This is a genomic window from Nocardioides flavus (ex Wang et al. 2016) (assembly GCF_014653115.1).
In the GTDB taxonomy this organism is placed as follows: Bacteria; Actinomycetota; Actinomycetes; order Propionibacteriales; family Nocardioidaceae; genus Nocardioides; species Nocardioides flavus.
This window is the reverse complement of the sequence record NZ_BNAD01000002.1, coordinates 339,397-359,997: the sequence shown is the minus strand read 5'-3', so window position 1 is coordinate 359,997 and position 20,601 is coordinate 339,397. Positions and strand designations below refer to the sequence as shown.

Here is a 20,601-nt window from a genome sequence, read left to right as displayed (position 1 = left end):
CTCAGGCGTCCTCGCCGAGGCTGTCGTCGGCGATGTTGTCGAGGTCGTTGCCGTGGCCCTCGGTCTTGAAGCGCTCGAAGGAGGCCTGCACCTCGAGCTCGGCCTCGGTCCGGCCGACCCAGTCGGCGCCCTCCACGGACTTGCCGGGCTCGAGGTCCTTGTAGACCTCGAAGAAGTGCTGGATCTCGAGCCGGTCGTACTTGGAGACGTGGTTGATGTCGCGCAGGTGCTCCAGGCGCGGGTCGTGCGCGGGCACGCACAGCACCTTGTCGTCGCCGCCGGCCTCGTCGGTCATCCGGAACATGCCGATCGCCCGGCACTCGATGAGGCAGCCCGGGAAGGTCGGGGACTGGAGGATCACGAGCGCGTCGAGCGGGTCGCCGTCCTGGCCGAGGGTGTTCTCGATGAAGCCGTAGTCGGCCGGGTAGGCCGTCGAGGTGAAGAGCATGCGGTCCAGGCGGATGCGCCCGGTCTCGTGGTCGACCTCGTACTTGTTGCGCTCACCCTTGGGGATCTCCACCAGCACGTCGAACGTCAGCACGTCTTCCTCCACACTCTCCGGCACGCCATCGGGCCCAGTCACGGTCGGGCCCGAGATCGAGCCCCGTCGCGTCCGGCACTCACCCGACGCGTTGTCTGGGGGCAGTGTCGCGCACAATGGGTCCGATGCGCGAAGCGAGAGGGTCGAAACGTCGGGGACGTGACGTACGCCACTCGGGTGGATTCCTCCGCAACTGGCTGGCTCCGCTGCTCGTCCTCGCGCTGCTGGCAGCGGGCGTGGGTGCCTACCGGTTCGAGTGGGGCCAGCGCCATCTCCCGTGGCTCGCCGCCGACCCCGTCACCGAGCCGGAGCAGGTGCTCGTGCCGGCCGGGCTGGACCTGCCCGCGTGGTCACCTCCCGCCGACGACGCCGGCGACGACCCCGCTGGGATCGTCCTCGACCCCGCCGCCGCGCCGCGGCTCGACCCGGCCCGCGTCGCCGCGGCCCTGTCCGCCGACCTCGCCGACCCCGACCTGGGGCGCCACGTCGTCGCAGAGGTGGCGCCGCTCGCGCCCGGGGCGCCGTCGTGGACCTCGGGCGACGGCCGCTACCTGCCGGCCTCGACGACGAAGCTCCTCACCCTAGGCGCCGCGCTCGAGGTCCTCGGCCCCGACCACACCTTCACCACGCGGGTGGTGCGCGGCGAGCGTGCGGGCGAGGTCGTCCTCGTCGGCGGGGGAGACCCCCTCCTGGCGAGCAGGCCGCTCACGCTCGCCGAGGCCGGGGCCACCTACCCCGCCCGCGCCGACGTCACGACGCTGGCCCTCGAGACGGCCGAGGCGCTCGGGGACGGCCCGGTGCGGGTGCGCTTCGACGACAGCCTCTTCACCGGGCCGACCGACAACCCGGCCTGGCGACGCGACTACGTCCCCGACGACATCGTCGCCCCGATCACCGCGCTGATGGTCGACGGGGGCGACGAGCCCGACAGCGACCTCAAGCAGGACGACCCGTCGCTCGCCTCCGCCCGGGTCTTCGTCGACGCCCTGCGCGCGGCCGGCGTACGGGTGTCCGGCCAGCCACGGCCAGCCGTCGCCCCACCCGACGCCGAGGAGCTCGCGGCCGCCGAGAGCGCGCCGCTGTCGCAGGTCGCCGAGCGGATCCTCGACGTCAGCGACAACGAGGGCTCGGAGGTCCTCGCCCACCAGGTCGGTCTGGCGACCTCGGGGACAGGGTCGTTCGAGGGGGGTGCCGCCGGCGTGCTCCAGACCCTCGGCGGCCTCGGCATCGACGTCGCCGCCGACGAGGTGTACGACGGCTCCGGCCTCTCGCGCCGCAACCGTGTCTCCACCTCCACCCTCGTCGGGCTGCTCCAGCACGCGGCCGGGCCCGCGGGCGAGGACGCGCGCAGCCTGCTCACCGGGATGCCCGTGGCGGGCTTCACCGGGTCGCTGACCTACCGCTTCGCCGAGGGCCCGGCCCTCGCGCGCGGCCTGGTCCGCGCCAAGACCGGGACGCTGACCGGAGTCCACGCCCTCGCCGGCGTCGTGGTCGGGCGCGACGGGGTCCCGATGGCGTTCGTCCTCGGCGCCGACAGGTCGCCGCCCGAGGAGCGCTACGACGCGCAGGAGGCGCTCGACCGCGCCGCCGCCGCGCTCGCGGCCTGCCGCTGCTCCGCTCCTGCCGCTGGGTGAGCCGGCACTCACGACCACTTGGCTACTGTCGCCCTATGAACCTCGTGGACTGGGACTTCGCCGTCACCGTGGGCTCCCGGGTCGCGGGGCCCGGGCCCGACGTGACGCCCGAGGAGGCGGCCGCCGCGGTGGTCGAGCTGCGGGAGGGCGCCGAGCGCTCGACGCCGCTCGTGCGCGACTTCACCGGCCTCCACGCCGAGGCGGGGACCGCCCCGGTGCTCGTCGTGGACCGTACGGGCTGGTTGCGCGCCAACGCGGACGGCTTCTCCAAGATCCTCAGCCCGGTCGTGGACCGGCTCATCGAGAAGAAGGGCCCGCCGTCGGCGTTCGCCGAGGCCGTCGGCACGCGGGTCACCGGCGCGGAGGTCGGGCTCATGCTCGGCTTCCTCAGCAGCAAGGTCCTCGGGCAGTTCGACCCGTTCCACGACCCGTACGGGCGGCTCCTCCTCGTCGCGCCCAACATCGTGCACGTCGAGCGCGAGATCGGCGCCGACCCGACCGACTTCCGGCTGTGGGTGTGCCTGCACGAGGAGACCCACCGGGTGCAGTTCACCGCGAACCCGTGGCTCGGGTCGCACCTCCTCGCCCAGATGCACGCGGTCGCCGACACCATCGAGCCGAGCGCACTGCTCGACGGCCTGCGGCGCGGTGCGGAGGTGCTCCGCGGGGGCAACGCGAGCGTGCTCGACCTCGTCTCCACCCCGGAGCAGAAGGAGATCCTCGACCGGGTCACCGGCGTCATGTCGCTGCTCGAGGGCCACGCCGACGTCGTGATGGACGGCGTCGGCCCCACGGTCATCCCGTCGGTCGCCGAGATCCGCACCAAGTTCAACCAGCGGCGCAAGGGCGCGGGCTCCCTCGACAAGCTCCTCCGCCGCCTCCTCGGGCTCGACGCCAAGATGGCGCAGTACCGCGACGGCGCCGTCTTCGTGCGCCACGTCGTCGACAAGGTCGGCATGGAGGAGTTCAACGCCGTGTGGAGCGGGCCGGAGACCCTGCCCTCCAAGGCGGAGATCAGCGACCCCGACGCCTGGGTCGCCCGGGTGCTGTGACCGCCCGGTGACCCTGCACCCCTCGGTCGCGGCGGTCCGGCTCCCGGTCCGCGCGGCACTGGCCGGCCTCGCCGCCGGGGACACGGTCGCGGTCGCCTGCAGCGGCGGCGCCGACTCACTGGCGCTCGCCTCGGCGACCGTGTTCGAGGCGCGCCGGCCGGGACTGCGCGTCGTCGGCGTCACCGTCGACCACGGCCTGCAGGAGGGCTCGCGCGAGCAGGCCGAGCGCGTCGTCGCCCAGCTCGCGGCGATGGGCGTCGACGAGACGCTCACCGCGCGGGTGGCCGTCGACGTCACGTCCGGGCTCGGACCCGAGGCCGCGGCCCGCGAGGCGAGGTACGCCGTGCTCGAGCAGGTGGCCGAGCACCTCGGCGCGCGGCTCGTGCTGCTGGGCCACACCCTCGACGACCAGGCCGAGACCGTGCTCCTGGGCCTGGCCCGCGGCTCCGGTGGCCGCTCGCTGCAGGGGATGCGCCCGGCGTTCGGCGTCTTCGCTCGCCCGCTGCTCGGCGTACGCCGCTCCGACACCGTCACCGCCTGCCTCGTCGAGGGGCTCGAGGCCTGGGACGACCCGCACAACCACGACCCCGGCTACACCCGCGTCCGCGTGCGCGAGCGCGTGCTGCCGGTGCTCGAGTCCGAGCTGGGCCCCGGTGTCGCCGAGGCGCTCGCCCGTACGGCCGGGCAGCTGCGCGAGGACACCGCGCTCCTCGACGGTCTCGCCGGCGAGGCGCTGGCCCGGGCCCGCCGTGACGCCCCTCCTGCAGCCGGGCTCGACGTCGCGACGCTGGCCGCCGAGCCGCCCGCGATCCGCCACCGGGTCGTCCACCGCGCGGCCCTCGACGCCGGCGCCCCGGCCTCCGAGCTCGGCCGCGACCACGTGCTCGCCGTCGACGCGCTCCTGGTCGCCTGGCGCGGCCAGAAGTGGATCGACCTCCCCGGTCCGCTCCGCGCGATCCGCCGGGACGGGCTGCTGGTGCTCGAGGTCCCCTGAGACCCTAGGCTGCAGGCCATGGACTCGTCCCACGTGGAGCACGACCTGGTCAACATCCTCTTCACCGAGGAGCAGATCCAGCAGCGGCTGGCCGAGATGGCAGCGGAGATCACCGCGGACTACGAGGGACGCGACCTGCTCGTGGTCGGCGTCCTGCGCGGCGCGGTCATGGTGATGGCCGACCTCGCGCGCTCGATGCCGCGCCACCTCGAGATGGACTGGATGGCGGTGAGCTCCTACGGCTCCGGCACCAAGTCCAGCGGCGTCGTGCGGATCCTCAAGGACCTCGACACCGACATCAGCGGGCGTGACGTGCTGATCGTCGACGAGATCATCGACACCGGCCTCACGCTGAGCTGGCTGGTCAACAACCTCTCGAGCCGCAACCCCGCCAGCGTCGAGATCGCCACGCTGCTGCGCAAGCCCGAGGCGCTCTCGATGCCCGTCGAGCCCAAGTACGTCGGCTGGGACATCCCCAACGAGTTCGTCGTCGGCTACGGCCTCGACTACCGCGAGCGCTACCGCAACCTGCGCGACATCGGCACCCTCGCGCCCCACGTCTACTCCTGAGCGGGGCCACCCGCTTCACCCTGCCTGAGACACTGTGGGTCCCGGCGGCGTGTAGCGTCGCCTCCTCAACTCCGAACCGGTGAAAGTTGCCTGTGAAGCGCATATTCAAGGGTCCCTGGCTGTGGATCGTCCTGTCCGCCTTCGCGGTTCTCCTGGCGATCCAGTTCCTCGCGCCCAGTGACGGCTACGACGAGGTCAAGACCTCGACCCTGGCCTCCTACATCAACGAGGGCCAGGTCGACGAGATCCTGTTCATCGACGGTGACCAGGTCATCGAGGCCACCCTCGACGAGGGCACCCGCGAGGACGGCGACAAGGTCACGGCCCACTACATCCAGGGCCAGCAGGAGTCGCTGATCGCGGCCGTGGAGGAGCAGCTCGCGGCGGGCACCATCTCCGACTACGACATGGACAACCCGCAGCCGAGCTTCCTCGGCTCGCTGCTGGCGACCCTGCTGCCGTTCGCGCTGATCATCCTGCTGTTCATCTTCTTGATGAACCAGGCCCAGGGCGGCGGCGGACGCGGCGTCATGCAGTTCGCCAAGTCCAAGGCCAAGCTCATCACCAAGGACATGCCCAAGACGACCTTCAGCGACGTCGCCGGCTGCGAGGAGGCGATCGAGGAGCTCGGGGAGATCAAGGAGTTCCTCACCGACCCGGCCAAGTTCCAGGCCGTCGGCGCCAAGATCCCCAAGGGCGTCCTGCTCTACGGCCCTCCCGGCACCGGCAAGACCCTGCTCGCGCGCGCCGTCGCCGGCGAGGCGGGCGTGCCGTTCTACTCCATCTCCGGCTCCGACTTCGTCGAGATGTTCGTCGGCGTCGGTGCCTCCCGCGTGCGCGACCTGTTCGAGCAGGCCAAGGAGAACCCGCCCGCCATCGTCTTCATCGACGAGATCGACGCCGTCGGCCGCCACCGCGGCGCCGGCATGGGCGGCGGCCACGACGAGCGCGAGCAGACCCTCAACCAGCTGCTCGTCGAGATGGACGGCTTCGACGTGCGCGGCGGCGTCATCCTCATCGCCGCCACCAACCGCCCCGACGTCCTCGACCCCGCGCTCCTGCGCCCGGGCCGCTTCGACCGCCAGGTGCAGGTCGACGCCCCCGACCTCAACGGCCGTCACAAGATCCTGCAGGTCCACTCCCGCGGCAAGCCGATCGCGCAGGACATCGACCTGCTCAGCATCGCGCGCCGTACGCCCGGCTTCACCGGTGCCGACCTCGCCAACGTGCTCAACGAGGCCGCGCTGCTCACCGCGCGCAGCAACGAGAAGCTGATCACCGACGCAGCCCTCGACGAGGCGATCGACCGCGTCATCGCCGGCCCGCAGCGCCGTACGCGCCTGATGAGCGAGCGCGAGAAGCTCGTCACCGCCTACCACGAGGGCGGCCACGCGCTGGTCGCCGCGGCCCTGCCCGGCACCGACCCGGTGCACAAGGTCACGATCCTGCCGCGCGGTCGCGCGCTGGGCTACACGATGGTGCTGCCCGACCGCGACAAGTACTCCCAGACGCGCAGCGAGATGCTCGACTCGCTGGCCTACATGCTGGGCGGCATGGCCGCGGAGGCGCTGATCTTCCACGACGTCACCTCCGGTGCCGGCAACGACATCGAGAAGGCGACCAACCTCGCCCGCGCGATGGTGACCCAGTACGGCATGACCGAGCGCCTCGGCGCGGTCAAGCTCGGTGACAGCAACTCCGAGCCCTTCCTGGGCCGCGACATGGGCCACACCCGCAACTACTCCGAGGAGACCGCCGCCGCGGTCGACGCCGAGGTCAAGTCGCTGCTGGGTCACGCCCACCAGGAGGCCTTCGAGATCCTCGAGACCAACCGTGACGTCCTCGACGCGCTCGTGCTCGCGCTGCTCGACAAGGAGACGCTCGACAAGGCCGAGATCGCCGAGATCTTCGAGCCGCTGGTCCTGCGCCCGAGCCGTCCGGCGTGGACCGGCTCGCCCGAGCGGGTGCCGTCGTCGATCCCGCCGGTCGACATCCCGCAGGAGATCCGCGAGCGGGCCCACGTCGACGGGGTTCCCGAGGAGCCCCGCGGTGGCGCGGTCCTCACGCCCCCCGGCGCCGGCGGCGACGTCCACGGCACCCCGGAGATCGGCGGAGACACCCCGGCGCCTCCGCGGCCGGACGCGCCATGACCGACCCGATCACCTTCCCGGAGCGGGCGCACGAGGACGTGCCCGCCTTCGACCACGACCGTGCCGAGGCGGCCGTGCGCGAGCTGCTCTACGCCATCGGCGAGGACCCCGACCGCGAGGGCCTGCTCGAGACCCCGGCGCGCGTCGCCCGGGCGTACGCCGAGCTCACCCAGGGCCTGCGCCAGAGCGCCGAGGACGTGCTCACCACCACCTTCGACCTCGGTCACGACGAGATGGTGCTGGTGCGCGACATCGAGCTGTGGTCGATGTGCGAGCACCACCTCGTGCCGTTCACCGGCGTCGCCCACGTCGGCTACATCCCCGCCGACACCGGCAAGATCACTGGACTGTCCAAGCTCGCGCGGCTCGTCGACGTCTACGCCAAGCGCCCGCAGGTCCAGGAGCGGCTCACCACCCAGGTGGCCGACTCGCTGATGGAGATCCTCGAGGCGCGCGGCGTGATCGTGGTGATCGAGGCCGAGCACCTCTGCATGACGATGCGCGGCGTGCGCAAGGCAGGTGCGCGCACCATCACCTCGGCGGTGCGCGGGACGTTCCTCACCAAGCCGGCCACCCGCGCCGAGGCGATGGCGCTGATCCACTCAGGCACCAGGTGACGGGCGGGACCTCCTTCCGCAGGCCCCGGGTGATGGGGATCGTCAACGTCACCCCTGACTCCTTCTCCGACGGTGGACGCTGGGACACCACCGAGCGGGCGGTCACCCACGGCCTGCAGCTCCTCCGCGACGGCGCCGACGTCCTCGACATCGGCGGTGAGTCCACCCGCCCCGGCGCCACCCGGCCGCTGGTCGCCGAGGAGCTCGACCGGGTCGTCCCCGTCATCCGCGAGCTGGTCGCCGCCGGGGCCGGCGTCTCGGTCGACACCATGCGCGCCGAGGTCGCCGAGGCAGCGCTGGAGGCCGGTGCGCAGATCGTCAACGACGTCTCGGGCGGACTGGCCGACCCGCGGATCCTCGACGTCGTCGCCGACCGCGGGGCGACGTACGTCGCGATGCACTGGCGCGCGCACGCCGACCGGATGCGCGACTTCACCGACTACTCGCCCGACGGCGTGGTCGCGACCGTGCGCCGTGAGCTCGGCGAGCGCCTCGAGGCGGTTCTGGCCGCCGGCGTCCCGCACGACCGGGTCGTCCTCGACCCGGGCCTCGGCTTCGCCAAGACCGCCGAGCACAACTGGCAGCTGCTGATGTTCCTCGACGTGCTCGAGACGCTGGGCTGCCCGCTCCTGGTCGGCGCGAGCCGCAAGTCGTTCCTCGGCTCCCTGCTGGCGCGCGACGGCGTGTCCCGCCCCGTCGACGAGCGCGAGCACGCCCACGCGGCGCTGGTCGCCCTCCTCGCGGCGCGGGGGGTCGACTCGCTGCGCGTGCACGACGTACGCGCCACCCGCGACGCCCTGGCCGTCGCGGAGGCGCTGAGCCTGCGACAGCCCGGCCAGACGAGCTGGGTCACCACACGGGAGGACGAGCAGTGAGCACCCGACGACTGATCGACGAGCCCTTCGAGACGGGCGCAGGGCGCCCTCCTCAGGACGAGCTCAGCGTGAGCGGCATCGAGTGCTTCGCGCACCACGGGGTCTTCGACTTCGAGCGGCGCGAGGGGCAGGTCTTCGTGGTCGACCTGGTGCTGGGCATCGACACCCGGCCCGCGGCGGCCACCGACGACCTCGCCGAGACCGTCAACTACGGCACGCTCGTCGACGCCGTGAAGGCCGCCGTCGAGCGCGATCCGGTCGACCTGATAGAAACCGTCGCTCAGCGCATCGCGGATGTGTGCCTGACGGACACTCGTGTTGAATGGACGCGAGTCACGCTCCACAAGCCTGATGCCCCCATCGACGCGACGTACTCGGACGTCGCGCTGACGATCACCAGAACGCGAGGCAACGCTCATGACTGAGACCCCCAACCCGAACATCGTGGACGCCGACTCCCTCACCGGGGAGATGCACCCGATCCGCCGGGTGGTGGTCGGTCTGGGATCCAACCTCGGTGAGCGGCTGGCGTCGCTGCAGGGCGCGGTCGACGCGCTCGCCGACACCCCGGACTTCTTCGTCACCGGCGTCTCGCCGGTCTACGAGACCGAGCCGGTCGACTCCCCGGACGGAGCAGGCGCCTACCTCAACGCCGTCCTGCTCGCCGACACCACGCTCCCCGCGGCTCGCCTGATGGAGCGCGCGCTGGCCGTCGAGGACGCCTTCGAGCGCGAGCGCACCGACGTGCGCAACGCCCCCCGTACGCTCGACGTCGACCTGATCGTCGTCGGTGACCGCCGCTCCAACGAGGACTTCCTGCGCCTGCCGCACCCGCGCGCCCACCAGCGGGCCTTCGTGCTCCAGCCGTGGCACGACCTCGAGCCCGACGCGGTCTTCCCCGACCACGGGCCGATCGCCGAGCTGCTGCAGTCCGCGGACACGGCCGGGGTGAAGAAGCGCGACGACCTCGTCCTCGAGGTCGAGTGAGCGCAGGCCACGGGCCGACCGGACCCGACGACGAGCAGCCGGAGCCCACGGGCACCCTGCGCCCCACGTCGGCGCGCGCCCTGACGGCGTCCTCGGTGCTCGGGCTCGTGCTCGGCTGGGGCCTCCACCCCGTCGCCACGGCCCTGACCGGGCGTCCGCCGCTGGTGTCGTGGGCGCAGGCGCTCGCGCTGGTGATGGTGGCCGCGATCATGGGCTTCCTCGCCTGGCACACGTGGCAGACCGTCCACGTGCGCGGCGACCGGCTCGAGCCGCACCAGGCGGTCAACCGGCTGGTCCTCGCCCGGGCCTGCGCGATCGGCGGCACGCTCGTCGCCGCGGGCTATGTCGGCTACGCCGTCAGCTGGCTCGGCGACGCCTCGCAGCTCGCCGATAGATGGCTCCTCCGCTCGCTCGTCGCGGCGCTCGGTGCGGCCGGGGTGACGCTCGCCTCCCTCGCCCTGGAGCGAGCGTGTCGCGCCGACGGCGGACGGTCGCAGCCCTAGTCTGGGCGACATGCCTTCCCAGCAGCCCCAGCAGTCCCAGGTGTCCCGGACCGCGGCTCGCCGACGCCAGCGCAGCACGCGCCTGGTCGTGGCCGTCGGGCTCCTCGCCGCCGGCGCCGCGCTCGTCATCGGCGCCCTGGCGTCCTCCTCGGCCGGACTGACCGCTGTCGCTGCCGTGGTGGCCGTGCTCGCGGGCGCCGCCGCCACCCGGATCACCCACTCCGAGCTGATGCAGGCCCGCCGGGACGCCGCGCGCGACCGCGCCGTCCAGGCCCAGGAGTACCGCGCGCTCACCGAGCGCCGCACCGCCGAGTCCGCCGCGTTCGCCGCGGACATGACGCGCCGCATCACCGAGCGCGAGGACACCATCAGCGCGCTCGAGCGGGCGCTCTCCGACGCGCAGAAGCACGCCGCCGAGCAGACGCTCAAGCGCGGCCAGGAGGCCCGCCGCGCCGACGCCGCCGAGCGGGGCCGCGACACCGCCGAGCGCGGCCGCGACGAGGCAGAGTCCCGGGCCGCCGAGGCGATCGTCCTCGTCGCCGAGCTCGAGGCCGAGATCGACGTCGTGCGCGCCGAGCTCGACTCGCTGCGCGCCGCCGCCGCGCGCCGCAACCACCGCAGCGCCTGACCTCACGCCCGCCGCCCCCGGGCGGTGGGTGAGGCAGCTGTTGGGCGACGAGAACCTGCGTCACGCACCGCCAGCCCCGGTCGTACGGGGTGGGCGGTGCGTGAGGCAGGTTTTCTGCTGTCAGAGCGTGTCCCACGCACCGCTCCACCCTCCGACAGGGCGGCGTACGGAAGGATGGCGTCCGTGATCCCCGAGGACAACCGGTTCGAGAGCGACCCCGCCGACGCACTGCCCGAGGACCCCGGGCTGCCGACCGGCTGGTCGGCCGACAGCCCCGACGGTGATGACCCGGCGACGGTCGCCCGACTCACCGAGCTGCTGCGCGGCCACGAGCGTGCCGGTCGCGGCTGGGCCGGGTCCGGCGAGGACGAGGTCCTGGTCGAGGTCTCCGAGCGTGGTCTCGCGATGCGGGAGAACCTCGTCGTGCGAGACCCGGACGGCCGGATCCAGGCGTGGGGCAGCGTGCACGACCGCGCCGAGGGCCGGATGCTCTTCGTCCACATCGTCGACCGCGAGATCGACGAGCGGCTCGCAGACCGGTGCAGCGACGTCCTCTTCGAGTGGGCCGAGGCACAGGCGAAGGCCGTCGGCGCCGCGCGCGGGCTGGCCGAGCAGCAGATCGACACAGGTGCCTTCGCCGAGGACGAGCGCCAGCACCGGTGGCTCGAGGGCGCCGGCTTCACCCGCGTGCGCACCTGGTGGCAGATGAGCCGCTCGGTCGAGGCCGCAGAGGCCGACCTGGTGCCCGACCCGGCGCGCTGGGAGCGCAAGGGCGTCGTCTTCCGCCTCGTCGAGCGCCAGGGCGGCCCCGACTCCGGCGGGATGCCCGACGTCGACGACCTGCGCGCGGTCCACGAGGTGCTCGAGGGTGCCTTCACCGACCACTTCAACTCCGCCGAGGAGACGTTCCACGAGTTCATCCACCGCCTGCGCGAGGACCCCGGCCACCGCTGGGACCACTGGTGGCTGGCGGAGATCGTCGACGGCGACCGTGTCGAGCCCGCCGGTGCCCTCGTCGGCACGGTCAGCGAGTCGGACACCGGCCCGGACGGGTCGTACGTCTCCTACCTCGGCGTCCTCGAGTCCGCCCGCGGCCGCGGTGTCGCGACCGGCCTGCTGCGCACGATCATCGCCGACGCGGCCTCGCGCGGTCGCGACCGCGTGGGCCTCGAGGTCGACGCCGACTCCCCGACCGGGGCCGACGGGCTCTACACCTCGATGGGGTGGGGCACGAAGTACGTCACGGAGTCCTGGCACCGCGACGTACCCGTCGACTGACAGTCCTTTCCGTACGCTTCCTGCCCGTTGCAACGGACAAGAAGCTCAGCAACCACCGGTCAACCGGTGGTCCCGACCGCACCCATCAGCGCAGCGACTCCCGCAGCGCCCGGTGCACCCCGGCGGGCGTCAGCACGCCGAGGAAGACCGGCCCGCGGCGTACGCCGACCATCGGCTTGTCGTCGCGCAGCATGGCGGCGAGGGCGTCCTCGAGCGAGGAGTCGATGTCGATCGCCGAGCCGAGGTCACCGGTCGAGACGCCGTCGAGCGGCTCGAGGTGGTCCTCGCGCAGCCGGGTCACGGTGAGGGTGCGCAGGCCGCCCGAGCCGACGAAGTCGGCGACCTGGTCGTCGGCGGGGTGGGCCAGGAGCTCGCCCGGGGTGGCGTACTGGGCTAGGCGCCCGCCGGCGGCGAAGACCGCAACGCGGTCGCCCATCCGGATCGCCTCGTCGATGTCGTGGGTCACCAGCACGACCGTCTTGCCGAGCTCGTCCTGGAGGCGGCGGAACTCGTCCTGCAGCCGCCCGCGCACCACCGGGTCGACGGCGCCGAACGGCTCGTCCATCAGCAGCACGGGCGGGTTCGCGGCGAGCGCGCGGGCGACGCCGACGCGCTGGCGCTGGCCGCCGGAGAGCTCGTGCGGGTACTTGCGGGCGTACTGGTCGGGGTCGAGGCCGACGGTGTGCAGCAGCTCGTGGGCGCGGTCGCGGGCGGTGGCCTTCGACTCGCCGTAGAGCAGCGGCACGGTCATCACGTTCTGCTCGATGCGCTGGTGGGGGAACAGGCCGATCTGCTGGATGACGTAGCCGATGCCGCGGCGCAGCTCCACCGGGTCGGCGTCGGTGACGTCCTGGCCGTCCAGCCAGATCCGGCCCGTGGTGGGCTCGATGAGCCGGTTGATCATCTTCAGCGTCGTGGACTTGCCGCAGCCGGACGGGCCCACCAGGCAGACCATCTCGCCGCGCGCGACGTCGAGGTCGAGCTCGTGGACCGCCACGGTGCCGTCGGGATAGGTCTTGCCCACGCCCTCGAGCCGGATCATGGTGTCGGCCCCCGACTCGGGTGAGGTCGTGCTCTCCGGCGAGGCGGTAGCGTCCATGCGGTGACCCTACTTGCCGCGGCGGACACCGGGCCGAGCTGCTACAGCCGGTTCGTCAACGAGTGGTTCTGCTGGCAGTACGTCGAGGACCGGCACGAGCAGATCACCGACGCGCTCGTCGAGCACGTCCTGATCACGCTGGCCGCGCTGCTGCTCGGGATCGCGATCGCGCTGCCGCTGGCGCTCCTGGCCCGTCGGCTGCCGCGCCTGGAGTCCGCGGTGATGGGCTTCAGCACCGGCGTCTACACGATCCCCTCGCTCGCGCTGCTCCCGCTGCTGGTGCCGTTCACCGGCCTGTCGGCGGCGACGGTGGTGATCGGCCTGGGCCTCTACGCCCTGACGATCCTCGTGCGCGCCCTCCTCGACGGCCTCCGCTCGGTGCCCGACGACGTGCGCGAGGCGGCCACCGGCCTGGGCTACGGCCGGGCGCGGATGCTGACCCGTGTCGAGATGCCGCTGGCGCTGCCGGTCGCGATGGCCGGCCTGCGGGTCGCCGCGGTGTCGACGATCGCGCTCACGACGGTCGGCACGCTCGTGGCGTACGGCGGCCTCGGGGACCTGATCTCCCACGGGGTGCAGCGCGACTTCAAGGCCGAGCTGATGACCGCCGCGGTGCTGTGCGTGGTGCTGGCGGTCGTGCTCGACGTGGTGCTCGTGGTCCTCCAGCGGGTGCTGACGCCGTGGACGGCGGGGGCGCGCTGATGGAGCTCTTCGCCGAGACCTGGCAGTACCTGCTCGACGCCGACAGCTGGACCGGTGGCGGCGGCCTCGTCGCGCGGCTGCTCGAGCAGCTGCTCCTCACCGCCACCGCCCTCGTCGCGGCCATGCTGCTCGGGCTGCCGCTCGCGCTGTGGCTGGGCCACCTCGGCCGCGGTGGCTTCCTCGCCGTCAACGTCTCCAACGTGGGCCGTGCCGTCCCGACCTTCGCGCTGCTGGCGCTGCTGGTCGCGGCCGACTGGCCCGGGTCGGGCGACTTCGGCCCGTACGGTCGCGCCGGACTCGCGACGCTGATCGCGCTGGTGCTCTTCGCGCTGCCGCCGCTCATCACCAACGGCTACGTCGGGATGCGCGAGGTGCCCTCCGACGTGCAGGAGGCCGCCGACGGCATGGGGATGTCGCCCGGCCAGCGCTTCCGGCGCGTCGAGCTGCCGCTCGCGCTGCCGGTGGTGGCCTCCGGCGTACGCCTCGCGCTCGTGCAGGTGTGGGCGACCGCCACCATCGCCGCCCTCGTCGCAGGCCCCGGACTCGGTCGCATCATCACCGAGGGCTTCGCCCGCAACGACTACGCCCAGGGCATGGCCGGGGCGGTGGTCGTCGCGCTGGTCGCGCTCGTGCTCGAGCTCACCGCCGCGGCCCTCCAGCGCGCGGTCGACCCGATGCCCCGCGGGCCGTCGCGCCGCGACCCGTCACCCGATGGAGTGGAGCCGCTGTCAGGTCGCTCGACTACGGTGGAGGAGGCTCCTGCCGGGAGCTGAGCGGACCCGCTCGCATCACCGGACACGCGCGGCCCACGCCGCGGGACACAGAAGGTTGAACCTCATGCACGTACGACGTCCGCTGCTGGCGGTGACCGGGCTGGCCCTGACCGCCCTCCTGGCCGGCTGCGCCGGCGACGACCTCGCCGCCGAGAACGACGAGCCCACCTCCGGCTCCGGCGGGGGCGAGGGCACCTCCGTCGTCATCGGCAGCCAGGCCTTCGACGAGGCCGCCCTCGTCACCGCGATGTATCAGCAGGTCCTCGAGGCCCAGGGCTACGAGGTCGAGACCCGCCTCGTCGACACCCGCCCGGTCTACCTCAACGAGATGCCCGACGCGGTGCAGATCGCCCCGGAGTACGTCGCCGGCATCGTCGACCAGCTCAACACCGACGCCAACGGCCCCGACGCCGAGCCGCTCTCCACCAGTGACGCCCAGGAGACGATCGACGCCGGCGCGGACCTGCTCGAGGAGAAGGGCATCACCCTGCTAGAGCCGTCCGAGGCGTTCTCCGCCAACGGCTACTTCACCAGCCAGGAGTTCTCCGACGCCGAGGGCGTCACCGCGCTCTCTGACCTCGAGGGCCGGTCCGTGACCCTCGCCGCAGCGCCCGACTGCAAGGGCCGCACCGACTGCGAGAAGGGCCTCGTCGACACCTACGGCATCGACGTCACCCTCGAGCCGTTGGGCTACGCCTCGACCGAGACCTTCCAGGCGGTCCTCGACGGCGAGGCCGAGCTCGGCCAGACCAGCACGCTCGACGGCACGCTCGAGGAGCAGGGCCTGCTCCTGCTCGAGGACGACCGCGGGATCCAGCCCGCCCAGAACCTCATCCCGGCGGTGTCGACGGAGTTCCTCGCCGACAACCCCGACGTCGAGGGCCCGCTCAACGACCTGATGGCCGCGCTCGATAACGACACGCTCGGCCAGCTGCTCGTCCAGGTCCAGATCGACCGTGAGCAGCCCGCCGACGTGGCGCAGGAGTTCCTCGAGTCCGAGGGCCTGATCTAGTCAGACCTCGTGGTCCCGGAGCGCCAAGGCCTCCGGGGCCACGGTGGTCTCGTCGAGCACCGCGTGCGGCACCGACAGCCGCCAGGCGCCGGTCGCGACGTCCTGCACCCGCGGCGCGGGTCCGTCGAGGGTGCTCACCCACTCCATGAGGGCCACCACGTCCGCGCGGCGGTCCTGCTCGACGAGCCAGCCCGCCAGCCGGTGGACCGGCGGCAGCCCGCTGTGCACCAGCGAGCGCCTGCCCCACAGCTCGAGCACGCCGGAGCGCAGCAGCCGCCACCACTCGGGCGTGCACCCGGGCACCAGCAGGAAGTAGCGCCACAGGTCGCCGGCGAGGACCCGGTCGACGAAGACCGCCTCGACCTCCGTGGAGCCGTGCGCGCGCACGGCCGCCAGCGACATCCGCTTGGTCGCCCACCGGTCGGCGAGGTCCCGCACCGAGGAGGCGCGGGACTGGGTGATCGACCCCTCGCGGATCCGCCACCGGTAGACCACCTCCTCGAGCACGTCGAACCGCTGACCGAGGAAGGCCCGCGTCGTGGTCGGCTGGTCCTCGTAGCGGACCCCTTCGGGCCAGGACAGGCCCGCGGCGTCCCAGGCCGAACGGCGCCAGACCTTGTTCCACGCGAACACATCGCCGAGGATCTCGGGGCGGTCCTCCACCCGTGCCCCCCGCAGCGGGCGGTGCAGCCGGCGCATCCACGGCGGCTCGACCAGCGCGTCCCCCTCCCAGCGCACGATCGAGCCGGTGGCGAAGTCGGAGCCCGACTCCTCCAGCGCGGCCACCAGGTCGGCGTACGCCGTCGGCGGCAGCACGTCGTCGGAGTCGAGGAACGCCAGGTAGTCGCCGCGCACGTGCGAGACGCCCAGGTTGCGCGCCGCCCCGAGGCCTCCGTTGACGGAGTGCACGACGCGGATCCGGCTGTCCCGGCGCGCCCATTCGTCGGCGATCTCGCCGGTGCGGTCGGTCGCGCCGTCGTCGACGACCACCGCCTCCCACCGCTGGTGGGTCTGGGCGAGGAGCGAGCGGACGCAGTCGTCGAGGTAGTCCTCGACCCCCCACGCGGGGATGACGACGCCGACGAGGGGAGCGCGACGGAAGAGGCGTCTCATACGGCGGGACCCTAGGACATGACCGCTCGCCGGTAGGCTGCCCGCCGTGACCGAGCAGCCCAGAGCGATCGACGAGATGAACCCCGACGGAGTCCCGCGCAAGGTGCTCTTCGTCGCCGGCGCCGGCCGCAGCGGCACCAGCACGCTGGCGGGCATCGTCTCCCGGCTGGGCATGCACGTCCCACTGCCCGAGGTCCCGCCCGACGACTCCAACCCGCGTGGCTTCAGCGAGCCGCAGTGGGTCGTCGACGTCCACGACGAGTGGCTGGCCGAGGCCCTCGTCCAGGTCAGCGACAGCCGCCCCGAGGCGTGGTTCGACACCGGCCGGATCTGCAGCCGCGAGCCCGCCCGCATCCGGGTGAGCGAGTGGCTCGAGCCGCACTTCGCCGAGCACCCCGAGCTGGTCGTCAAGGACCCCCGGCTCAGCTGGTTCCTCGGCCTGTGGCGAGTCGCCGCGATCCGTACGGGCGCCACACCGGTCTTCGCCACGATGCTGCGCCCGCCGGCCGAGGTCGTGGGCTCGAAGCAGAAGTACTACGCCAACAAGCTCGGCTCGGCCCACCTCGCGGCCAGCTGGGTCAACATGCTGCTGCACACCGAGCGTGCCACCCGGCCCGCCGAGGGTGACGGCGGCCGCGTGTTCGTCCGCTACGAGGACCTGCTGACCGACTGGGTGCGGACGACGACGGCGCTCGGCCACGCCCTCGACCTGCAGACGATCATCCACACCCGCAGCGACCAGATCCGCGAGGTCCACCGCTTCATCGACCCCAACCTGCGCCGGGTGACCTCCACGCTCGACGACCTCGGGCTGCCGCGCCGGCTGCACGACCTGACGGCCGCGACGTGGGACGAGCTCAACAAGCTCGCCGACGAGGGTGGGGACACCACGGCCGCGCACGCGACCTTCGACGAGCTGCGCGCCGAGTACGTCGACCTCTACGAGGAGGCCGCGGCGATCAGCCGCTCGACCGCCGAGCACGCCCGCCACCAGGCGCGCCGACGCGCCCGGGCCGAGGCCGCCGAGGCCTCGCGCGGCATCGTCGACCGGGTGCCGCACGAGGTGCGCGCCGCGATCCCGCCGTCCGTGCGCCGGGGCGTGCGCAAGGCGCTCGGCCGCGAGCGGGACGAGTCGTGACGATCCCGCTCGGTTCCGGCCACGGCATCACCAACCTCGAGGGTCACGCGGACTTCGACATCGTCTGGCCGTGGAACCAGCCCGGCGGCCTGCGCCGTGGCGCGACCGCGGTGCTGCGGGTCAAGAACGAGGCGCCGGGCCTGCGGTTCGTCCTGCCCCCGCTGCTGCGCGCCTGCGACCACGTGCTGCTCGTCGACAACGGCTCCGACGACGGCACCGGCGAGGAGGCGCTGCGCGTCGCGTCCGAGCACGGCCTGTCGGACAGGTTCACGCTCAAGACCTACCCGTTCCAGGTCGCCCGCGCCGGTGCCGAGCACCTGGCGGTCAACGAGCGCTCGGTGCACTCCTTGGCCTACTTCTACAACTGGTGCTTCTCCCACGTGCGCACCCGGTACTCGTGGAAGTGGGACGGCGACATGGTCCTCACCACCGAGGGCGAGGTGTCGATGGCCGACCTGTCCTGGCAGGTGGGCATGGCCGAGGCCGTCATCCGCTTCCCGCGCCACGGGCTCTACATCGAGTCCGACCGCCGCGCCTTCCTCGACCTCGGCCTGCGCAACATCGAGGAGTGGGGCTTCCCGATGAGCCCCGACTACGTCTACACCAAGGCACCGGAGTGGGAGATCCGTACGACTCCCGAGCGCATCGAGATGTTCGCCCTGCCGCAGGGGCTGTGCGTGGAGCTCAAGTGGCTCGACGGCGACGAGTTCGCCCACTGGACCAACCCGGAGTCCTTCGCCACCTCGATCCGCAACCGGCGCAAGCGCCGCGAGTGGCTGGTCTGGAACGCGCTGCACGCCGGCGAGGTGCCCGAGGGCGTCGTGGAGATCACCTCCCCCGAGGGGGTCCACGTCGTGGACCACGTCACCCACACCTGGCTGCCGCGGGCGCCGCGGCCGTTCGTCGTCGACGACCCCGACCACGCCAAGCTGCACCTGCGCGCCTGATCCTCCCGGGCCAGCGTGGCGTGCGTCACGTCCGCGCGCTGTTCCCGCCGCGGAATCCGCAGGCGTACGCTCGGTGTTGATCGCAGTAGATCGGTACCCGCGAGGGACTGAAACGAAGAGGTCGACATGACGAAGCACGACATCGGCGTGGTCGGAGCGGGCCGCGTCGGCGCCGTCCTGGCAGCCGCGTTCCGCGCCGCGGGCCATGACGTCGTCGCCGCCGCCGGCGAGTCCGACGCCTCGCGGGGACGCATCGAGGCCCTGCTCCCGGGCGTACGGGCCGGCAAGCCGACCGAGGTGGCGCGCAGCTGTGACCTCCTGCTGCTCACCGTCCCCGACGACATGCTGGGCAACGTCGTGACGATGCTCGCCGCCAGCGGCGCCATCGGCGAGGGCCAGCTCGTGGTCCACACCAGCGGCCGCCACGGCCTCGCGGTCCTCGAGCCCGCCCGCGAGGTCGGCGCCCGCACCGTCGCGATGCACCCGGCCATGACCTTCACCGGCACCGAGGTCGACCTGCCGCGCCTCTCCGGGTGCGTCTTCGGCGTCACCGCCCTCGCCGCCGACCGCGACCTGGCGGAGTCCCTCGTGGCAGACCTCGGCGGACGTGCCATGTGGGTGCCGGAGGACCGCCGCACGCTCTACCACGCCGGCCTCGCGCACGGCGCCAACCACCTCGTCACCCTGGTCGCCGAGGCGATGGAGATCCTCTCGGCCGCCGGCGCCGAGGACCCCGCCGCCACGCTGCGCCCGCTCCTCACCGCAGCGCTCGACAACTCCCTCGCCGAGGGCGACGCCGCGCTGACCGGTCCCATCGTCCGGGGCGACGTCGAGACGGTGCGCGCCCACGTCGCGGACCTCGTGGCCAACGCCCCGCAGACGCTGCCGTCCTACGTCGCGATGGCGCACGCCACGCTCGACCGTGCGGTCACCGACGGCCGGCTGCTGCCGATCCGGGCGTCGTCGATGCTGCGCGTCCTCGCCGCCGCCGAGGCGCACCTGCCGACGGTCCTCGCCGCGGGACTCCGCCCCTCCTCGACCGGCGAAGCGCCTCGATGACCTCCACCCCGGTCCTCGCGAGCACCCGCGAGGAGCTCTCCGGTCTGCTCTCCGGGGCCCGTCGCTCGGGCGAGCCCGTGGCGTTCGTGCCGACGATGGGCGCCCTCCACGCCGGCCACGCGAGCCTGATGCGCACGGCCCGCGCGGCCACCGCGGGCCCCGTCGTGGTGAGCATCTTCGTCAACCCGATGCAGTTCGCCCCGACCGAGGACCTCGACCGCTACCCGCGCACCCTCGACGCCGACCTGGAGGTCTGCGCCGCCGAAGGCGTCGACGTCGTCTTCGCCCCGTCCGTCGATGAGATGTACGCCGGTGGCTTCAGCCACGACTCGGTCCGCGACGGCGTCACCGTCGCGCCCGGGCAGCTGGCCACGATCCTCGACGGCGCGTCCCGCCCCGGCCACTTCGACGGCGTGCTGACGGTCGTGGCCAAGCTCTTCGGCCTGGTCCGCCCCGACGTCGCGGTCTTCGGGCAGAAGGACTACCAGCAGCTCGTGCTCGTCCGCCGCATGGTCCGCGACCTCTGCCTGGGCATCGAGGTCGTCGGCGCGGAGACCGTCCGCGAGCCCGACGGCCTCGCCCTCTCCAGCCGCAACCGCTACCTCGACGCCGGCGAGCGCCGGGTCGCCGGCGCGCTGAGCAGGGCGCTGCGCGCCGCGCAGGACCGGGCACCGTACGGCGTGCCCGCCGCGCGCTGGGCGGCGATGTCGGTCCTCAAGGAGGCCGCGACCGACGGCCTCGAGCTCGACTACCTCGCGCTCACCTCGCCCGACCTCGGCGAGCCACCTGAGACCGGCGAGGGCCGGATCCTGGTGGCCGCGCGAGTCGGCTCCACGCGCCTGATCGACAACATGCCGATCGTGTTCGACCGCATCGCACCCGATGCGCGACCGGCGGGGACCGCGTCCGCGGCCTCGACCACTTCCTGA

Annotated in this window: 22 protein-coding genes; 19 read left to right on the top strand and 3 right to left on the bottom strand. The window is 73.0% G+C overall.

Annotated features, from left to right (window positions below; translation table 11 throughout):
• Position 1 precedes the first annotated feature (1 nt).
• Positions 2–538 (bottom strand): inorganic diphosphatase, encoded by a 537-nt coding sequence (locus IE200_RS06220; protein WP_191278675.1) that lies wholly within the window; start codon positions 536–538, stop codon positions 2–4.
• Positions 539–666: 128 nt separating this feature from the next.
• Here IE200_RS06220 and dacB point away from each other — a divergent pair, with 128 nt between their 5' ends.
• From dacB to IE200_RS06160, 12 genes are all read left to right on the top strand, one after another.
• Entirely contained in the window at positions 667–2,175 is a 1,509-nt protein-coding gene (dacB, locus tag IE200_RS06215) for a D-alanyl-D-alanine carboxypeptidase/D-alanyl-D-alanine endopeptidase (protein ID WP_191278515.1), read from the top strand.
• 35 nt (positions 2,176–2,210) lie between these two features.
• Positions 2,211–3,227 carry a zinc-dependent metalloprotease gene (locus IE200_RS06210; RefSeq protein WP_191278514.1) on the top strand — a complete coding sequence of 339 codons (1,017 nt, stop codon included), beginning with the start codon at positions 2,211–2,213 and terminating at the stop codon, positions 3,225–3,227.
• Between the two features lie 7 nt (positions 3,228–3,234).
• On the top strand, positions 3,235–4,221 hold the full coding sequence (gene tilS / locus IE200_RS06205; protein WP_191278513.1) for a tRNA lysidine(34) synthetase TilS: 987 nt from the start codon (positions 3,235–3,237) through the stop codon (positions 4,219–4,221).
• 18 nt (positions 4,222–4,239) lie between these two features.
• Positions 4,240–4,791 carry a hypoxanthine phosphoribosyltransferase gene (gene hpt / locus IE200_RS06200; protein WP_191278512.1) on the top strand — a complete coding sequence of 184 codons (552 nt, stop codon included), beginning with the start codon at positions 4,240–4,242 and terminating at the stop codon, positions 4,789–4,791.
• Between the two features lie 92 nt (positions 4,792–4,883).
• Positions 4,884–6,941, top strand: coding sequence for an ATP-dependent zinc metalloprotease FtsH (gene ftsH, locus IE200_RS06195; protein ID WP_407940967.1), 2,058 nt, complete (start codon positions 4,884–4,886; stop codon positions 6,939–6,941).
• Positions 6,938–7,558, top strand: coding sequence for a GTP cyclohydrolase I FolE (folE, locus tag IE200_RS06190; RefSeq protein ID WP_191278510.1), 621 nt, complete (start codon positions 6,938–6,940; stop codon positions 7,556–7,558). The genes ftsH and folE overlap by 4 nt, the downstream gene beginning before the upstream one ends.
• Positions 7,559–7,590: 32 nt before the next feature.
• The gene (gene folP, locus IE200_RS06185) at positions 7,591–8,433 is read left to right on the top strand and encodes a dihydropteroate synthase (protein WP_191278509.1); all 843 of its coding nucleotides are present in this window, start codon (positions 7,591–7,593) and stop codon (positions 8,431–8,433) included.
• A complete protein-coding gene (folB, locus tag IE200_RS06180; protein ID WP_229856179.1) occupies positions 8,430–8,858 on the top strand; it encodes a dihydroneopterin aldolase in 429 nt (142 codons plus the stop codon). The genes folP and folB overlap by 4 nt, the downstream gene beginning before the upstream one ends.
• Positions 8,851–9,420 carry a 2-amino-4-hydroxy-6-hydroxymethyldihydropteridine diphosphokinase gene (folK, locus tag IE200_RS06175; RefSeq protein ID WP_191278508.1) on the top strand — a complete coding sequence of 190 codons (570 nt, stop codon included), beginning with the start codon at positions 8,851–8,853 and terminating at the stop codon, positions 9,418–9,420. Before folB ends, folK begins: the two co-directional genes overlap by 8 nt.
• Positions 9,417–9,923, top strand: coding sequence for a DUF3180 domain-containing protein (locus IE200_RS06170; RefSeq protein WP_191278507.1), 507 nt, complete (start codon positions 9,417–9,419; stop codon positions 9,921–9,923). The genes folK and IE200_RS06170 overlap by 4 nt, the downstream gene beginning before the upstream one ends.
• Positions 9,924–9,933: 10 nt before the next feature.
• The gene (locus IE200_RS06165; protein WP_191278506.1) at positions 9,934–10,551 is read left to right on the top strand and encodes a hypothetical protein; all 618 of its coding nucleotides are present in this window, start codon (positions 9,934–9,936) and stop codon (positions 10,549–10,551) included.
• 183 nt (positions 10,552–10,734) lie between these two features.
• The gene (locus IE200_RS06160) at positions 10,735–11,829 is read left to right on the top strand and encodes a GNAT family N-acetyltransferase (protein WP_229856177.1); all 1,095 of its coding nucleotides are present in this window, start codon (positions 10,735–10,737) and stop codon (positions 11,827–11,829) included.
• Positions 11,830–11,914: 85 nt separating this feature from the next.
• Here the strand turns inward: IE200_RS06160 and IE200_RS06155 are convergent, their stop codons facing one another.
• Positions 11,915–12,928 (bottom strand): ABC transporter ATP-binding protein, encoded by a 1,014-nt coding sequence (locus IE200_RS06155; RefSeq protein ID WP_191278504.1) that lies wholly within the window; start codon positions 12,926–12,928, stop codon positions 11,915–11,917.
• A 3-nt stretch (positions 12,929–12,931) separates the two neighbouring features.
• On the opposite strand from IE200_RS06155, the gene IE200_RS06150 reads away from it, so the two are divergent.
• From IE200_RS06150 to IE200_RS06140, 3 genes are all read left to right on the top strand, one after another.
• A complete protein-coding gene (locus tag IE200_RS06150; RefSeq protein ID WP_191278503.1) occupies positions 12,932–13,630 on the top strand; it encodes an ABC transporter permease in 699 nt (232 codons plus the stop codon).
• The gene (locus IE200_RS06145; RefSeq protein ID WP_229856174.1) at positions 13,609–14,403 is read left to right on the top strand and encodes an ABC transporter permease; all 795 of its coding nucleotides are present in this window, start codon (positions 13,609–13,611) and stop codon (positions 14,401–14,403) included. Before IE200_RS06150 ends, IE200_RS06145 begins: the two co-directional genes overlap by 22 nt.
• Before the next feature lie 64 nt (positions 14,404–14,467).
• Complete coding sequence (locus IE200_RS06140; protein WP_191278502.1) at positions 14,468–15,415, top strand: ABC transporter substrate-binding protein; 948 nt, start codon at positions 14,468–14,470, stop codon at positions 15,413–15,415.
• On the opposite strand, the gene IE200_RS06135 is transcribed toward IE200_RS06140, so the two are convergent.
• Positions 15,416–16,528, bottom strand: coding sequence for a glycosyltransferase family 2 protein (locus IE200_RS06135; RefSeq protein ID WP_191278501.1), 1,113 nt, complete (start codon positions 16,526–16,528; stop codon positions 15,416–15,418). It abuts the gene before it with no gap.
• Between the two features lie 46 nt (positions 16,529–16,574).
• On the opposite strand from IE200_RS06135, the gene IE200_RS06130 reads away from it, so the two are divergent.
• The 4 genes from IE200_RS06130 to panC all read left to right on the top strand — a co-directional run bounded on the left by IE200_RS06130 (position 16,575) and on the right by panC (position 20,601).
• Positions 16,575–17,666, top strand: coding sequence for a sulfotransferase family protein (locus IE200_RS06130; protein ID WP_229856172.1), 1,092 nt, complete (start codon positions 16,575–16,577; stop codon positions 17,664–17,666).
• Positions 17,663–18,613, top strand: coding sequence for a glycosyltransferase (locus tag IE200_RS06125; RefSeq protein WP_191278500.1), 951 nt, complete (start codon positions 17,663–17,665; stop codon positions 18,611–18,613). Before IE200_RS06130 ends, IE200_RS06125 begins: the two co-directional genes overlap by 4 nt.
• Before the next feature lie 126 nt (positions 18,614–18,739).
• Positions 18,740–19,672 (top strand): Rossmann-like and DUF2520 domain-containing protein, encoded by a 933-nt coding sequence (locus tag IE200_RS06120; protein WP_191278499.1) that lies wholly within the window; start codon positions 18,740–18,742, stop codon positions 19,670–19,672.
• Positions 19,669–20,601, top strand: coding sequence for a pantoate--beta-alanine ligase (gene panC / locus IE200_RS06115; RefSeq protein WP_191278498.1), 933 nt, complete (start codon positions 19,669–19,671; stop codon positions 20,599–20,601). Before IE200_RS06120 ends, panC begins: the two co-directional genes overlap by 4 nt.

What these genes read in the sequence shown, in the direction of transcription:
- hpt (WP_191278512.1), top strand. Translation starts at nt 4,240, where the DNA reads ATGGACTCGTCCCACGTGGAGCACGACCTGGTCAACATCCTCTTCACC.
- panC (WP_191278498.1), top strand. Translation starts at nt 19,669, where the DNA reads ATGACCTCCACCCCGGTCCTCGCGAGCACCCGCGAGGAGCTCTCCGGT.
- IE200_RS06140 (WP_191278502.1), top strand. Translation starts at nt 14,468, where the DNA reads ATGCACGTACGACGTCCGCTGCTGGCGGTGACCGGGCTGGCCCTGACC.
- IE200_RS06155 (WP_191278504.1), bottom strand. Translation starts at nt 12,928, where the DNA reads ATGGACGCTACCGCCTCGCCGGAGAGCACGACCTCACCCGAGTCGGGG.
- dacB (WP_191278515.1), top strand. Translation starts at nt 667, where the DNA reads ATGCGCGAAGCGAGAGGGTCGAAACGTCGGGGACGTGACGTACGCCAC.
- folE (WP_191278510.1), top strand. Translation starts at nt 6,938, where the DNA reads ATGACCGACCCGATCACCTTCCCGGAGCGGGCGCACGAGGACGTGCCC.
- folP (WP_191278509.1), top strand. Translation starts at nt 7,591, where the DNA reads ATGGGGATCGTCAACGTCACCCCTGACTCCTTCTCCGACGGTGGACGC.
- IE200_RS06165 (WP_191278506.1), top strand. Translation starts at nt 9,934, where the DNA reads ATGCCTTCCCAGCAGCCCCAGCAGTCCCAGGTGTCCCGGACCGCGGCT.
- IE200_RS06135 (WP_191278501.1), bottom strand. Translation starts at nt 16,528, where the DNA reads ATGAGACGCCTCTTCCGTCGCGCTCCCCTCGTCGGCGTCGTCATCCCC.
- IE200_RS06210 (WP_191278514.1), top strand. Translation starts at nt 2,211, where the DNA reads ATGAACCTCGTGGACTGGGACTTCGCCGTCACCGTGGGCTCCCGGGTC.
- IE200_RS06120 (WP_191278499.1), top strand. Translation starts at nt 18,740, where the DNA reads ATGACGAAGCACGACATCGGCGTGGTCGGAGCGGGCCGCGTCGGCGCC.
- folK (WP_191278508.1), top strand. Translation starts at nt 8,851, where the DNA reads ATGACTGAGACCCCCAACCCGAACATCGTGGACGCCGACTCCCTCACC.